At 50.2% G+C, this 14285-nt stretch carries 14 protein-coding genes and 1 other annotated feature; of the genes, 5 read left to right on the top strand and 9 right to left on the bottom strand.

Annotation, left to right across the window (positions count from 1 at the left end; translation table 11 throughout):
• The first annotated feature begins 226 nt into the window (after positions 1–226).
• On the top strand, positions 227–2815 hold the full coding sequence (locus tag FD32_RS09170) for a YfhO family protein (protein WP_047768825.1): 2589 nt from the start codon (positions 227–229) through the stop codon (positions 2813–2815).
• Between the two features lie 153 nt (positions 2816–2968).
• On the opposite strand, the gene FD32_RS09165 is transcribed toward FD32_RS09170, so the two are convergent.
• The 9 genes from FD32_RS09165 to FD32_RS09120 form a co-directional block, all read right to left on the bottom strand.
• Entirely contained in the window at positions 2969–3349 is a 381-nt protein-coding gene (locus FD32_RS09165; protein WP_047768822.1) for a HesB/YadR/YfhF family protein, read from the bottom strand.
• Positions 3350–3707: 358 nt separating this feature from the next.
• The gene (gene greA / locus FD32_RS09155) at positions 3708–4184 is read right to left on the bottom strand and encodes a transcription elongation factor GreA (RefSeq protein WP_047768818.1); all 477 of its coding nucleotides are present in this window, start codon (positions 4182–4184) and stop codon (positions 3708–3710) included.
• Between the two features lie 67 nt (positions 4185–4251).
• Entirely contained in the window at positions 4252–4902 is a 651-nt protein-coding gene (udk, locus tag FD32_RS09150) for a uridine kinase (RefSeq protein WP_047768816.1), read from the bottom strand.
• A gap of 71 nt (positions 4903–4973) precedes the next feature.
• Positions 4974–5324, bottom strand: a complete 351-nt coding sequence (locus tag FD32_RS09145) for an endolytic transglycosylase MltG (RefSeq protein WP_047768815.1) — start codon at positions 5322–5324, stop codon at positions 4974–4976.
• Positions 5325–5477: 153 nt separating this feature from the next.
• Positions 5478–7895, bottom strand: a complete 2418-nt coding sequence (gene pheT / locus FD32_RS09140) for a phenylalanine--tRNA ligase subunit beta (protein ID WP_047768813.1) — start codon at positions 7893–7895, stop codon at positions 5478–5480.
• 5 nt (positions 7896–7900) lie between these two features.
• Complete coding sequence (locus FD32_RS09135) at positions 7901–8947, bottom strand: phenylalanine--tRNA ligase subunit alpha (RefSeq protein WP_047768811.1); 1047 nt, start codon at positions 8945–8947, stop codon at positions 7901–7903.
• A gap of 39 nt (positions 8948–8986) precedes the next feature.
• Positions 8987–9198, bottom strand: a binding site (T-box leader).
• A gap of 46 nt (positions 9199–9244) precedes the next feature.
• Positions 9245–9583 (bottom strand): winged helix-turn-helix transcriptional regulator, encoded by a 339-nt coding sequence (locus FD32_RS09130; RefSeq protein WP_047768809.1) that lies wholly within the window; start codon positions 9581–9583, stop codon positions 9245–9247.
• A 14-nt stretch (positions 9584–9597) separates the two neighbouring features.
• Entirely contained in the window at positions 9598–10104 is a 507-nt protein-coding gene (locus tag FD32_RS09125; protein WP_047768807.1) for an HD domain-containing protein, read from the bottom strand.
• A gap of 69 nt (positions 10105–10173) precedes the next feature.
• Positions 10174–10947 carry a TrmH family RNA methyltransferase gene (locus FD32_RS09120; protein WP_047768805.1) on the bottom strand — a complete coding sequence of 258 codons (774 nt, stop codon included), beginning with the start codon at positions 10945–10947 and terminating at the stop codon, positions 10174–10176.
• Between the two features lie 167 nt (positions 10948–11114).
• Here FD32_RS09120 and FD32_RS09115 point away from each other — a divergent pair, with 167 nt between their 5' ends.
• From FD32_RS09115 to FD32_RS09100, 4 genes are all read left to right on the top strand, one after another.
• Entirely contained in the window at positions 11115–11327 is a 213-nt protein-coding gene (locus FD32_RS09115; protein WP_235803801.1) for an acylphosphatase, read from the top strand.
• Between the two features lie 83 nt (positions 11328–11410).
• On the top strand, positions 11411–12361 hold the full coding sequence (gene yidC / locus FD32_RS09110) for a membrane protein insertase YidC (protein WP_047768803.1): 951 nt from the start codon (positions 11411–11413) through the stop codon (positions 12359–12361).
• Positions 12362–12421: 60 nt separating this feature from the next.
• Positions 12422–12832: a peptide deformylase gene (locus tag FD32_RS09105; RefSeq protein ID WP_047768801.1), complete on the top strand. Its 411-nt coding sequence runs from the start codon at positions 12422–12424 to the stop codon at positions 12830–12832.
• 149 nt (positions 12833–12981) lie between these two features.
• The coding region (locus tag FD32_RS09100; protein WP_047768799.1) for an MATE family efflux transporter at positions 12982–14285 on the top strand (1304 nt) is incomplete at its 3' end.

Genomic DNA, 14285 nt, shown 5'->3' with positions numbered 1-14285 from the left:
CACCGGATCAAATTCTCCTTCATTGTAGTGAATACTATTTTAACAAATTTTGTTATTTTGCGCAGGCAAACGCCACTACTAACACAAGAATAATACTCTTTATTCGGTAAAATTTGAACTACTTCCCTTCAGATTTACCTAAATTTAACTTCCGTCAATATTTAAACACATTTTTCGTTATATAATGTGACCTACGTGTAAGAAATGACTAAAAGGGGAATTTGTTGTGTTACAAACGTCAAAGATAAGTAAAAGATCCATCGTTTTGTGGGGAAGCTTCCTACTGCCTGTTTTGATCATGGGTAGTTACTTTGCTTACCGCCAAATGGCGCCCTTTGGTGGTAGCAGCCTCTTAACTGTCGACCTGGGGCAACAGTATATCGACTTCTTTTCCTACTTTCGTAATAGTCTTCTCCACCACCCATCCTCTTTAATCTATTCGTTTAGCAAGGGCCTGGGCGGTGAAATGTGGGGGACCATCGCCTACTACCTTTTCAGTCCCCTCAACCTGATTCTACTGGCATTTCCCGGGAAATTGCTGACCAGTGGGATAATGGTCATCCTCCTTCTCCGTTACGGCCTGGCGGGGCTTTCCTTCGCCTGGTTGATTGACCGGACCGGGTGGCAACGTGGCCCACGGATTTGGGCATTTAGCACTACTTACGCTTTAAACGGTTGGATGATTGCCAACCAGTTAAACATGATCTGGCTGGATGTTTTGGTGATCCTTCCCCTGATTATTTGGGGGTTATTCAAACTAATCCACCAACGGCAGGTCGGCACCTACATTGCCTGGTTGGCGGTAATGATGGTCGACAACTATTACATGGCCTGGATGGTCTGCCTGTTCACCCTCTTGATTATCATCTGGCAGCTCCCGGTCCTGAAAAATTGGCAGGCCCGTGGAATGGCCTTTCTCCGCTATGCCTGGTCCTCACTGCTTGCGGCCGGAATTGCTGCAATTGTATTGCTACCGACAATCTTTGCCCTCAGCCAAAGTAAGGGCACCTATACAGAGAACGTAATCAGGAGCCGGTTTGAGTACTTCCCGTTGAAGATGCTGGCAAAACTCGTTCCGGGTTCCTTCAACTTCGACCAGATGCCAAAGGGGCAGCCCAACATTTACGTCGGCATGATCATGATCCTCGGCTTTGCCCTCTACTTCTTTAACTCACGCGTCAAGTGGACCCAGCGGATTGCTGCCGCGGGTGTGACCATCTTCTTTATCCTGTCATTTTGTTACGAACCGTTAGACCTTCTCTGGCATGCTGGGCAGTTCCCGGTTTGGTACCCCTACCGCTTCTCCTTTGTCTTCTGCTGCTGGTGTATTTTACTGGCCGCCCGCACCCTTCAGGTCAACTACCGGCCGGCCCCGTGGCAGGTTCTGTGTCTCTTGGTGCTGACCGTTGTCATATTCGCCTACACTGGGACCCTTAAGCTGTCATACATCAGTACCGACCAACGGATCATCGGGATTAGCTTTGCTGGAATCAGCCTGGTTTACCTCCTTATTAACCGGCGAAACGCCCCGGGATTGTATGACCTTCTTTTAATCTGCCTCGCCTGTTGCGACGTTGCTAACGCCGCCTTTACCAGTCTGAACAGCATCGCCTACGTCTCCCAAAACGAGTTTGCAACCTACACTAGCCAGCTTGACCAGGCCAGTCGGAAAATTAGGCAGCACGACCAGGGCCTTTTCCGGGTAGCTAAAACTTTCACCCGGACCAAGGACGACCCCTTCCAGGCCGACTTCAACTCGGGTGACCATTTTGGTTCAACCCTAGAACCGACCCTCCCGGACTTTATGGGGGCAATTGGCCAACCCGCCGGCGATGGCTTCATCACGTACTCCAACGGGACCCAAGTCACCGATGCATTGCTGGGCTTTAAATACACGATGACCAAGAAGAACCCGTCAACCCCGCTAATGCCCCGGTCCGGCTACCGGCCAGACTGGAACGGACTGGCAACAAGTGCTTCTACCAGTAAGGTTAGGATCCAACGTAACCCGAATAGTCTGCCAATTGCCTTTGGGGCCAGCAACGAGATCCTTAGTCTCGCCCACACGACCCTGGACCCGGTCAATTACCAGTCCCAAATCATGCAGGCACTGGCGGGGCGGCCAATCAACCACTCCCTCTTTGCTGTCCAGAATTTCACCGCGGTCCGCTTTGAAAACGTTCAGTCAGCAAGGCAGATTACGGGCACAACATTCCGCCGCAAGGACTTCTTGAAACCGGCGGCCATCAAGCTGACCTTTACCCCACCAACCAACGATTCTTACTACCTGACCGTGGGGCCCGAGGCAGCTGACGACATCCGGCTGAGTGTTAACCGGAAGGCCTTTGCCCAGACAAAGAATTACCGGGATACCATCGTTATTAACCTGGCCCACCACCAGAAGGGCAAGCCGGTGACGATCACCATGCGTCTCAAGCACCAAGCTGCCTGGCTGCAAAACGTCAGTGTTTACCGGCTAAACCAGCGGTCGTTTAACGCCAGTCTGAAGACGCTTAAGCAGTCACCGTTGAAGATCAGCCACTTCTCAAATGCTAGGATTAGTGGGACCGTCAACATCCATCGCAGTCAAAGCGTCTTGATGACCACGATTCCGGCAGCCAAGGGTTGGCATGTCCGCGTTGATGGTCAACCGGCGACCAGTAAAACCGTTCTCGGCACCTTCATGGCTGTGCCAATGTCACCAGGCCACCACCAGGTAACGATGTTCTACCGGCCACCATACCTGCTTGCCGGGACGCTCATCAGCCTCGTCTGCCTCGCCGGGACTATCGTCATTATTAAGCGCCAACGGTAATAATTTGAAGAGGGCTGTGACATAGCTTCTAAAAATGCTACAATGCCGTACACAAAGGGACTCTAGCTTTCGGATTTTCCGATCACTAGAGTCCCTTTTGTACTTTTTAAAGCCTTGATTCACTTCTAATTAGTCTTAGGTAATTTTGGATTCCTAATGTTGCGATGCACCGGTGGAAGCGTCTGGGTGTTCCTCCTCTTCCTTACTGATCCCCGCAACGTCCGGCTGGTCCTCATCATTTTCGTGCTTAAAGTGGAAGACCGGACCGTCAGTCTTTGCGTTATAGTCAACCGTGGTGACCAGACCCTTAAAGAACCATTCGTCCAGGCCATCAATGTGGTAGTTGATGCCGTCCTTAACTTCTTCTAAGATGGGCTCAATTGGCTTATCCTCCCGGTTGAAGGCCGGTGAAAAGCCGTGGTGAACTTCCGTAAAGCCATAGACCTTCCCGTAGAACTTGATCCCGTTGCCATCCTGCAATCCTAGTTCGTTTTTAAACCACTTGCTCGCTTCATCCGTAATAATTAATTTCATGTAAACATCCCCTTATTATGCCATCGCTAATGGTAGCACTTTCATACCATTAACCTTACCATGTTTAAGGCAAAATCCCAATCCTTTTGCGTAAATGTAAGGGAAAATCAAGGTATTGGATTGGAAGAGCAGCAACAAAACAACAACAATAAGGGGCTGGGAGAAAACTTGAAAAACGGGAGCCTCTTTCCGTTCTACGAATATTACACAGTAATCGCGGAAAAAAGAGTGCTCCTATTGTCTAGCGCCGCGAAGCAAGTCCATTGATTACGGACGATCATTGGCCCGTTCCGTGACAACAATCGTCCTATACTAGCCATACGGAGCACTCTGATGCTTTTTTCTAGCTTCCTTTTAATTACTTAACTTCCAAGATCTTAACCTTCATCGTGCCACTTGGAATTTCAATTTCGACTTCTTCGCCAACCTTGTGCCCCAAGAGGCCCTTAGCCATTGGTGATTCGTTAGAGATCTTACCATTCAGGGGGTCAGATTCTGATTCACCAACGATGGTGTAAGTTTCGGGTTCTTCGTCCGGCAGCTCCTTAAAGGTTACTTCCCGGCCCATGGAAACTTCATCCTTGTCAACATCTTCGTTGTCGATGATTTCTGCATACTGCAGCATGTTTTCGATTTGGGCAATCCGGCTTTCGACCATTGCCTGTTCGTCCTTTGCTGACTCGTATTCCGAGTTTTCGGACAGGTCACCGTAGCTACGGGCAATCTTAATGCGCTTGATAACTTCAGGACGACGCTTCATTTTATATTCTTCAAGTTCATCTTCCAGTTTCTTTTTCCCTTCCAGGGTCATTGGAAACGTTCTTTCTTCAGCCATAACAATACACTCCTCTAAAATAATTCCGTGGTAACATTACCATTTATTGCCAAGCTTGTAAACAGGTTTATAGGGTGTGTCCACGCTTAACCAGAATATCCCGGACCTTGGTGGTCAACAGGTCAATAGCCACGTGATTTTCCCCACCTTCGGGCACAATCAAGTCAGCGTACCGCTTCGTCGGTTCAATGAACTGGTGGAACATCGGCTTGACAGTTGCCAGGTACTGGTTAATGACTGAATCCAGCGACCGGCCCCGTTCGTTCATGTCCCGCTTGATCCGGCGAATCAGGCGAATATCGTCATCAGTATCAACGTAAACCTTAATATCCATCAGGTCACGAAGGCGCTCATCATCGAGGATTAAGATTCCCTCCAAGATGATAATCTCAGTAGGCTCAACGTGAACGGTCTTGTTCGTCCGGGTATACTTCTTATAATCGTAGACCGGCATCTCGATGGCCTGGTTGTTACGCAGGGCCGCTAATTGTTCAATTAGCAGGTCGGTGTCAAAGGCCAGCGGGTGGTCGTAGTTGACCTTTTTCCGCTCCGCCATCGTCATGTTTGCCTGGTCATTGTAGTAGGTATCCTGGGTAATGATTTGGATGTCCTTCCCCTTCAGTTCATTGTAGATTGCCCGGCTAACGGTAGTCTTACCACTACCCGAACCACCAGTTACCCCAATAATGATTGGGCGCGTTTTAACTTGAGAATTCATTTAACTCTTTTACCCCTCTTAAAAATTTAATCTGAAATAGTATACAGCACAATTGGGTCCCCATCAACTGGCTAGTGGCGCTTTGCCGCCTGGTTTTCCTGGAGGCGGTTAGCAATCTGGGGTACGAAAGACGACTGCCGTAGGGTGAAGTGACCAGCCTTAACACCACTCGTCTTGTGCGTTTGCAGGTAGTAGCTGAAGACATACCGACTCCGGATTAAGCCGTGTTTCTTCAGGATTGCGGCAACCTGGTCATCAGTAGCACCTTGCGGAATCGTCACCGTCACGCGAGCCGTACTGGAACGGTTAACCGGGGTCAGCGCATAGTTAAAATACTGGTGGATCCCCAGGCCAACCACCACTAGTAAGGCCAATAGGACCAGGACAAGGCGGTTTTGTCGTTTTAGTTTATCTTCTTGCATTTGGTCCCCACCAGTCCTTGTTTGTCAAATACTACAATCACGGAAAAAAAGCGCGCTCCTCGTGTCTAGTTATGGAGGACTATTGGCCCGTTTCGTGCCAACAATCATCCTATCCTAGCCAAAGGTGCGCTCCAATGCTTTTTCCAACTTTTATTAACGGATTTCAGCACCAAGGTCATCAACTAAGGCGTTAGTAACCTTATCAAAGGCCTTGTTAACCTGGTCTTCCGTCAATGTATTGTGAACATCTTGGTAAGTCAAGGTGTAGGCCAGTGACTTCTTGCCCTTCGGCAGGTGGAGGCCACTGTATACGTCGAAGAGGTGGATATTCTTCAAGAAGGCGCCTCCCCGCTTCTTAATAACCGCCAAGACGTCCGCGTTGGTAACATTCTTGTCAACCAAGAGGGCAATATCCCTGGTGATTGCCGGGTACTTACTGATTGGGTGGTATTCGTTTGCCACCTTGTCAGCAGCAATCAGGTCTTCCAAGTTAAGCTCAAAGACGTAGGTTTCAGGAATTTTGTAGTCCTTAGCAACCGTTGGGTGAACCTGACCCACAAAGCCAACCAGCTGGCCATCAATTAAGATGTCTGCCGTCCGCCCGGGGTGCATTTCAGGACGCTGGTCATCAGCAACGTAGGCAATTTCACCAGCAATTCCCAGGTTGTGGAGGTAACGTTCCACAATTCCCTTTACTTGGAAGAAGTCAACCGGCTGGTCGTCAAGGTGCCAAGAGTTGGCCAGCAGGTGTCCCGTAATTGCGGCCGCCAGGTGTTCTTGTTCCTCCGGGCGTTCGCCACCCTTTGGCAAGAAGACCCGCCCCTCTTCATAAAGGGCCACATCATTAACGTTCCGGGCAACATTGTAGGCAACGTCAATCAGAAGACCACTGATGATACTCATCCGGGTAGCAACGTGGTCAGAGCTCATTGGGAAGTCAAGTTTCATTGGTTCATCGACGGGGTCAATTTGGAACTGCTTAGCCTTTTCAACCGTGGTGAGTGAGTAACTAATTGCCTGGTCTAATCCCATGCCTTCCATGTCGTGACGGCTGGCCCGGATAAACTTCTGCCGGGCGGTTAAGCCACCATGGTTCCGTGTCATAACCGGCAGGGTAGCTGGCAGGTTATCATAGCCATAGATCCGGGCAATTTCTTCGTAAAGGTCAGCCGCAACAAAGATATCCCACCGGCGAGCCGGTACGGTCACAACAATTTGGTCATCTTCAGATACCGTTGCTGGAAAGGCCAGCCGCTTGAAGATGTCCGTAACTTCAGCCATCTTCAGGTTGGTCCCTAAGACATGGTTAACCTTGCTCAAGGAAAGGGTAATCTGCTTGTCTTGGGCCGGCTTTTCGCTGGCGGTAACGATTCCTTGGGTAATTTCACCACCGGCCAGTTCACTAATTAGCTCGGCCGCTTCGTTCAGGGCCGTCTCAACCGTTGCCGGGTTAATTCCCCGTTCGAAACGCATGGAGGATTCGCTATGGAGATCAAGGCGACGGGCCTGTTTTCTAACCATGATTGGGTCAAAAATAGCGGCTTCCAGGGCGACCGTTGTGGTGTCATCGGCAACGGCAGTCCCCTCACCACCCATGGTTCCGGCCAGTGCAATTGGCTGGTCGTCAGCCGTAACCACGATGTCATTTTCAATCAGGGTCTGTTCGTCCCCATCCAGGGTCGTGAACTTCTCATCCTTATTAGCGTGCCGCACACCAAACTGGTGGCCGGGCAGCTTATCATAGTCGTAACTGTGCAATGGTTGGCCATACTTCAACAGGATGTAATTGGTGACGTCAACCACGTTGTTAACCGGGCGAATTCCAGAATTCCACAGCTTAATCTGCATCCAGAGGGGACTATCAGCAATCTTGACCCCCTTGATGATCCGCAGCTTATAGGTTGGGGAAATTTTTTCGTCATTAACGGTGGTCTTGACGAGGTCCGCAGTTTTTTCGTCCCCCTCTTTTTTAATGGCCAGCTCCTTAAAGTGGGGCTTGAGGCCATAAAAAGCAGCAATATCATTAACGTTTCCGTAGATGCTCAGCATGTCCCCACGGTTAGGCGTAACGTCAGTGTCGATGATGGTGTCATCCATTCCAAGGTAAGGGAAGACACTGTCACCAGGCTTGGCATCATCCGGCAAGAGGTAAATTCCCTCGTCATAATCCTTCGGTGCAATTTTATCGCTGAAGCCCAGTTCCTGGAGGGCACACAGCATACCGTTAGATTGGACACCACGAATCTTGCCCCGCTTAATTTTGACGTTGTCGCCAATCCGGGCACCGTGGAGGGCAACAATTACCTTCTCACCGGCGGCAACATTGGGTGCACCACAGACAATTTGAATTGGTTCGTCTTCTCCCACGTTAACTTGACAAACATGAAGGTGGTCAGAGTCCGGGTGGGGTTCGCAGGTTTCCACTTCACCAACCACGATCTTCTTAAGGCCATCACTCAGGGAGTAAACATCATTGATGTCAACGGAAGTCCGGGCGATCTTTTCTGCCAGGTCGCGGGGAGCAACGTCAATGTCTAAATATTCTTTAAGCCATTGGTATGATACTTTCATTTAGATTATCCTTTCTCATCGAACTGGTTCAGGAAACGGACGTCATTTTGGTAGAAGTTCCGGATATCGTCAACCCCATACTTCAGCATGGCAAAACGGTCTGGACCCAGGCCAAAGGCAAAGCCGCCAAACTCTTCGGGATCAACTCCGGACATCTTCAAGACGTTCGGGTGGACCATTCCGGCACCAAGAACTTCAATCCAGCCGGTGTGCTTACAAATTGCGCAGCCCTTCCCCATGCAGTTAAAGCAGGTAATGTCGGCTTCAACGGATGGTTCCGTAAATGGGAAGTAACTTGGCCGCAGACGGACCTGGAGCTTATCACCAAATAGGGACTGGGCAACAACTTCCAGGGTCCCCTTCAGGTCCGCCATGGTGATGTGCTTACCAACAACCATCCCTTCAATCTGGTTAAACTGGTGACTGTGGGTCGCATCGTCGGTATCACGCCGGTAAACCTTCCCTGGTGAGATCATCTTTAATGGTCCCTGGCTAAAGTCATGCTTTTCCAGCATCCGCGCCTGCATTGGTGAGGTCTGGGTTCGCATCAGTACCTTAGGGGTAACGTAGAAGGTATCCTGCATGTCACGAGCGGGGTGGTCCTTAGGCAGGTTCAGCTTTTCAAAGTTGTAAACTTCCTGCTCAACTTCATCCCCCACGGCCACTTCGTAACCCATGGAAACGAAGAGGTCCACGACTTGGTCGATAATCTGCTGGATCACGTGTGATTGCCCCTGGGCAACCGGGGTCCCGGGCAAGGTAACGTCCACCTTTTCAGCGGCCAGTTCGGCATTCAAAGCCGCCTGTTCCAATTCAGTCCGGCGTGCTTCGATTGCTTCCGTCAGGTCGTCACGAACCTTGTTGGCAAACTGACCGACGACCGGCCGTTCCTCGGCACTTAAATCACGCATTCCCCGCAGGACACTCGTGATGGGGCCCTTCTTACCAAGCATCTTGACCCGAACTTCGTTAATCTTTTTGAGGTCTTTGGAGTTCTTGATTTCTTCAAGCCCCTGCTCACGAAGTTCCGTTAACTTATCTCTTAATCCCATTTTTTCAACTCCTTTGAACAAACAAAAAAGCTCCATCCCAATAGGGACGAAGCTTCGCGGTACCACCCTAGTTTACTAGCTACGGATAACTAGTACACTTAGTCAATCAAAATAACGGTGATCAACCGGAATACCATTACGTATCAGCTCGGAAAATGAAATTCACCTTTGCACACTGACCACCACTCTCAGAATCCGTGGTGGCTCTCTGACGGGCCCGACCGGCTACTAGTTTTCGTCAACGCCTTTTTCATACCCAATATTGTAAACACTCATCCGGCGAAGGTCAAGCGGAAATTAGCACCACTTGTCGCTCCACCGGTGGACGGTCTTCATCACGGGGGCTAATTCCTGACCCCGGGCCGTCAATGCGTACTCGACCCGGCTCGTTCCCGGATAGGTCTTACGGATGACGATCTGTTCGTCCTCCAACTCCTTGAGCCGTTCACATAGGACCCGGTCACTACACTTAGTAATTGCATTTGCAATGTCTTTGAACCGTAATTGGGGATTCTCCAGGAGAACCTCAATAATCAACCCATTCCATTTCTTGCCAAGCATCATAAATGTCTGCGTAAACTTTGGGCATAGTTTACAGTCACCATCAGCTACCTTTTTTTCAGCTAACTTTGGCATCATAACACTCCTTTCTACCAAGTTGTCCGCATCCGGCGTTTCTTGATCTTCCGCCGCAGCTTTGCACGCAGGGGACCAAAGAATTCGTGTTCCGCCTCAAAATCATCGACTAAGGAGACAATCAAACTCTCTGGATAGCGGGGAACCGCCATCGTGGCGCCAAACATGTGCTTTAGGATAATATCCCTTTCCTTCTTATTCAATGGGGTAATCTTCTCTGCATTCCGCAGTGCTACCCGTGGATGGATAAAGGCGTGGGTACCTAAGTCAAACTTCGTTGTCCGCCAGTCATAATAGAACAGGTCGTGCAACAAACCAGCCCGGGCCGTGCTCCGGTAGTCCAAATGCATTCTTTTAGCGATCTTGTAACTATCGTAAGAAACCGCAATTGAGTGCTGAAGGCGGTTAGAATGATGGTGCTGAGTGTAGTTGGCCAGCTTTTGAACTGCCGGTTGGGCTAACAGGTCACTAATAATCGCTACATACTCCTTGTCGTTACGCCATTCATTCTCTGTTTTCATGTAATACCCCTTTTCATCCGGTTGGTGCTTATCATACCTAATCAGGCAACTATTTTAAACAATAACGACTTAACCTAACTGCTGGTTCAACTGGAACATTAAGATTCCCGCCGACACAGCAACATTCAACGATTCGGCTTCGCCCCGCATCGGAATGTAGAGGTTGGCAGTGGTCTGGGCAAGCAACCGCTGGTCCATCCCCTGGCCCTCGTTTCCCATAATCAGGTCAAAGGTCGATCCGGGTTTAACCGTGCGGAAGTTTTTCGCCGCCGGGTTCAGTTGGGTCCCGTAAACCGGGGCACCGACCTTCTTAAAGTCGGCAATCCACTTTTTCAGGTCACCTTCCAAAAGCTGCAGGTGGAACTGGCTCCCCTGCATTGACCGGACAACCTTGGGGCCAAAGATATCGGCCGACCGGTTGCTGACAACAACCCCAGTGAAGCCCGCCGCATCAGCGGTCCGGACCATCGTACCGACGTTTCCGGGATCTTGAACACGATCCAAGAAAAGCCAGGCGCCGGTAATCTTTTCCGGTACCCGGTGGGCATCCGGCAAGTCTACAACCGCGGCAATTCCCTGGGGGGTTACCGTATCGGTAATGTGCTTCATAATTTCCTCAGTGACAACGTAGGTTGCCCCTGCCTGTTCCTGTAAGTCGGGATGGGCCGCCAGCTGATCTTCCGTACCAATCAACTGGTTGATTTGGTTTCCTGCCTTCAGGGCCTCATTGACCAAGTGCCAACCATCAAGCAGGTATTCCCCACTCTGCTTGCGGTACTTCTTTGTCTGCAACTTTTTCCAATTCTTAACGTGTTGGTTATGAACCGAAGTTAATTCTTCCATTAGTTAAACAACCTTTCTTATCACATAATTATACCATGAAAAATGTTGTACAATACTAGCAACTCATTCATCATTTCATAAGTTTTAGTTAAGGAGAATTGAAATGGTTAACTATCAGCTTACAATTAATGGAATCGTCCAGGTCGTTGGCTTTCGTTGGGGGGTGCATGAGCATCGCCCGCCAGCTCAAGGTCACTGGTTTTGTGAGGAACCTCCCCAGCGGCCAGGTTTACATCGAGGTTCAAGGATCAAAAGACCAAGTCCAACAATTTATCGAGCAGGTAAAGGCGGGGCCCACTCCATACGCCCGGGTCGTTGACTGCCAGGTCGCCACAGGCCGGTGCCAAGACTATGACCAGGTTTTCACAATTCGGCGTTAATTAGGTGTCATACCTAGAATTTAAGCGCGTTTTAGGTTAAGATATGTCATGTTTGTAACTATATACCAAGGAGAAAATAATAAATGAAGCATAAAAGAATTACCGTTGCGGGGCTCTTAACCACGATGCTCATCGTACTGAGTGGCTGTGTCCGTACTACGAAGAGCGGTAAGCCGTACGGTTTCGTATACGACTACATGGCCAAGCCCATGCAGCACCTGATGGAATGGCTGGCCGCTCACTTTGGCAACAACTACGGCTGGGCAATTATCGTGATTGTCGTGGTTGTCCGGATGATCCTCTTGCCGGTCATGTTCTCGCAGATGAAGAAGTCAACGATCACCCAGGAAAAGATGGCCCGGGTTCAACCGCTGATTAAGGAGCTAACGGCCAAGCAGAAGGCTGCTAAGACACCGGAAGAACAGGCCGCGGTTAGTCAACAGATGATGGCCCTCTACCGGGATAACAACATCAGCCTAACCGGGGGAATCGGTTGCCTGCCACTGTTGATTCAGCTGCCGGTCTTTGCCGCCCTTTATGCTGCAATCCGCTATTCGCCAGACCTCTACCACGCAACCTTCTTCGGAATTGCCCTGGGGAAGCCGAGCTTTATCTTCGATGTCCTTTCCTTTATCGCCTACGCGGTTCAGAGTTACCTGGGTCTTGTCGGTGTGCCGGAAGAACAAAAGAAGCAAATGAAGATGGCAATTTGGATGAGTCCGTTTATGACCTTCTTTATCTCACTGACGTCATCCGCCGGTTTAGGGCTCTACTTCTTCATTGGTGGGCTATTCGCCATTCTACAAACCCTGATGGTCAATGCCTACCGGCCACGTATCCGGAAGCGGATCGAAGAAGAGGCTAAGAAGAACCCCATCAAGATGCCGGAAGCACCAAAGACCGCGCCGAAAGCAAATGCAACGTCGGCGGCAATTGACCAGCTCAAGAAGCCGAGCGCCACATCACTAAAGACGGTGGAACGTGAAAAGCGGAACCGGCAGCGGAATGCTGGTAAGCAACACCACCACAAATAATTAGTCGACCCCCGCATCTAGATTTCATGGTGCAAGGGCCTTTTTTAGGAGGTTTTAAATTTGATCAAACCAATTAATAAGGACACAATGATTCTCTCCCGCCCCTGTCAACCAGCAACCAAGGCTGACTTAGGACTCGCCAGCGACCTGCGCGACACCCTCCAGGCGAATGCCGACCGCTGTGTGGGGATGGGTGCCAATATGATTGGTGTCACCAAGCAGGTGATTATTGCCCAACTGGGTCCCTTCCCGGTTGTCATGTTCAACCCCACCATTATTAAAAAGCAAGGGCCCTACCAAACAAAAGAAGGGTGTCTTTCTTTACCTGGTCAACGTCCGGTCACCCGCTACCAAAAGATTCAGGTGCGTTTCCGTAACGAAAACTGGCAAAAGCAGGAGCTATCGTTAGACGGTTTTGCGGCTGAAATTGTTCAGCACGAGGTTGACCACTGCCACGGGATCCTGATTTAATGCTTGCAAGTTACGCGGAAAATTTAGTAAGATAGTTACTTGTAAATAAGGGTTGCAAAATCGCCGGGTTTTGCGTAAATTACTTTACGGTTCTCCGACAGGCGCCCAACCACGTGTTGGGAGACGAGAGCGTGAGGAGGACGATCTAAATGAATAGTTCAATTAACGGTGAGGTCCGCCACTACGTCACGCGGAACGTCATCGCTACTCTAGGGTTGTCGCTATACGTAATTATCGACACCCTTTTTATTTCGATTGCCGCGGGGGCTTTTGGTCTGGCCACCCTAAACATCGTGTTGCCGGTCTTTAGTATTTTTAACGCGACCGGACTCTTACTGGGTGTCGGTGGGGCCACCATGTTCTCACTCAACAAGGTCCAGCACCCCGAACGGGTCAAAGGCCTCTTCAGCCAGCTGATTACCTTTGCCGGGATCTTCGGGGTGGTGCTGGCCATCTTGTTAACCATCTTTGCCCATCCCGTCGTTGACTTCTTAGGGGCTGATGAACAGACCCGGGCGATGTCAATCACCTACCTGCGAATCATTGCCTGGAGTGGGCCCCTTTACATGTGCAGCTACATCTCGGTCAACTTTGTCCGCAACGATAATAACCCGACGCTGACGATGAAGGCAACTCTGACGGAAACCCTCTCCGTAATCATCATCGATTGGCTGCTGATCTTTGGCTGCGGGCTAAAGATTGAAGGGGCCGCGCTGGCCGCGTTGGTTTCACCCATGATTAGCCTCCTGGTACTCACCAGGCACCGCCACTTCAAAGGTCGCCAGCTCACCCTTCACTGGCAGCTGCCGAAAGTCCGCAACCTTGCCAAGGCAGCGAGTCTGGGTATTGCGGCCGCATTAAACGAGATGAGTAACGGGGTCAGTATCTACTTCTTCAACCGGGTCTTTTTGGCCCTCGCCAACAATTACGCGGTGGCGGCCTATGGAGTAGTCTCCAACATTGCCATCGTGGTCCTGGCCATTTCTAACGGGGTGGCTCTCGGGGTACAACCAATTGCCAGCCGGGAATTTGGTGCGGGCCACTTTGCCAATGTCAAGCAGGCCCTTAAGCGGGGCATTCAAATCACCCTGAGCCTGGCGGTGATTAACTTTATCATCCTGATTATTTTCAAGCAGCAGATTATCAGCCTCTTTAACACAACCAATTCCAGCCAGCTGGCCGCTTACGCCAGCACCGGACTACCGATTTACTTTACGGGAATCTTCTTTATTGCCCTAAACCTGATGTTAATCCTGTTCTTGACGGCCATTGACATGCCGCGGGCATCATTTACCCTGTCACTCTTGCGGGGTTACATCATCCTCCTGCCGATGATCTTGTTACTGGCCCACACGCTAGGGATTAATGGGGTCTGGGCAGCCGTTCCGGTGACGGAGCTACTGGTCTTCATCATTGGCACTGTTATCACTCGCGACCGGATTAAAAAATGGTA

Source organism: Limosilactobacillus panis DSM 6035, from assembly GCF_001435935.1.
In the GTDB taxonomy this organism is placed as follows: domain Bacteria; phylum Bacillota; class Bacilli; order Lactobacillales; family Lactobacillaceae; genus Limosilactobacillus; species Limosilactobacillus panis.
Note: the sequence above shows the minus strand (reverse complement) of the source record. Positions and strands in the feature narration are given on the sequence as shown.

Coding starts and splice junctions, on each gene's coding strand:
- FD32_RS09130 (WP_047768809.1), bottom strand. CDS start 9,583: ATGCCAAAGTTAGCTGAAAAAAAGGTAGCTGATGGTGACTGTAAACTA.
- pheT (WP_047768813.1), bottom strand. CDS start 7,895: ATGAAAGTATCATACCAATGGCTTAAAGAATATTTAGACATTGACGTT.
- FD32_RS09120 (WP_047768805.1), bottom strand. CDS start 10,947: ATGGAAGAATTAACTTCGGTTCATAACCAACACGTTAAGAATTGGAAA.
- greA (WP_047768818.1), bottom strand. CDS start 4,184: ATGGCTGAAGAAAGAACGTTTCCAATGACCCTGGAAGGGAAAAAGAAA.
- FD32_RS09135 (WP_047768811.1), bottom strand. CDS start 8,947: ATGGGATTAAGAGATAAGTTAACGGAACTTCGTGAGCAGGGGCTTGAA.
- FD32_RS09115 (WP_235803801.1), top strand. CDS start 11,115: ATGAGCATCGCCCGCCAGCTCAAGGTCACTGGTTTTGTGAGGAACCTC.
- FD32_RS09125 (WP_047768807.1), bottom strand. CDS start 10,104: ATGAAAACAGAGAATGAATGGCGTAACGACAAGGAGTATGTAGCGATT.
- FD32_RS09165 (WP_047768822.1), bottom strand. CDS start 3,349: ATGAAATTAATTATTACGGATGAAGCGAGCAAGTGGTTTAAAAACGAA.
- udk (WP_047768816.1), bottom strand. CDS start 4,902: ATGAATTCTCAAGTTAAAACGCGCCCAATCATTATTGGGGTAACTGGT.
- yidC (WP_047768803.1), top strand. CDS start 11,411: ATGAAGCATAAAAGAATTACCGTTGCGGGGCTCTTAACCACGATGCTC.
- FD32_RS09145 (WP_047768815.1), bottom strand. CDS start 5,324: ATGCAAGAAGATAAACTAAAACGACAAAACCGCCTTGTCCTGGTCCTA.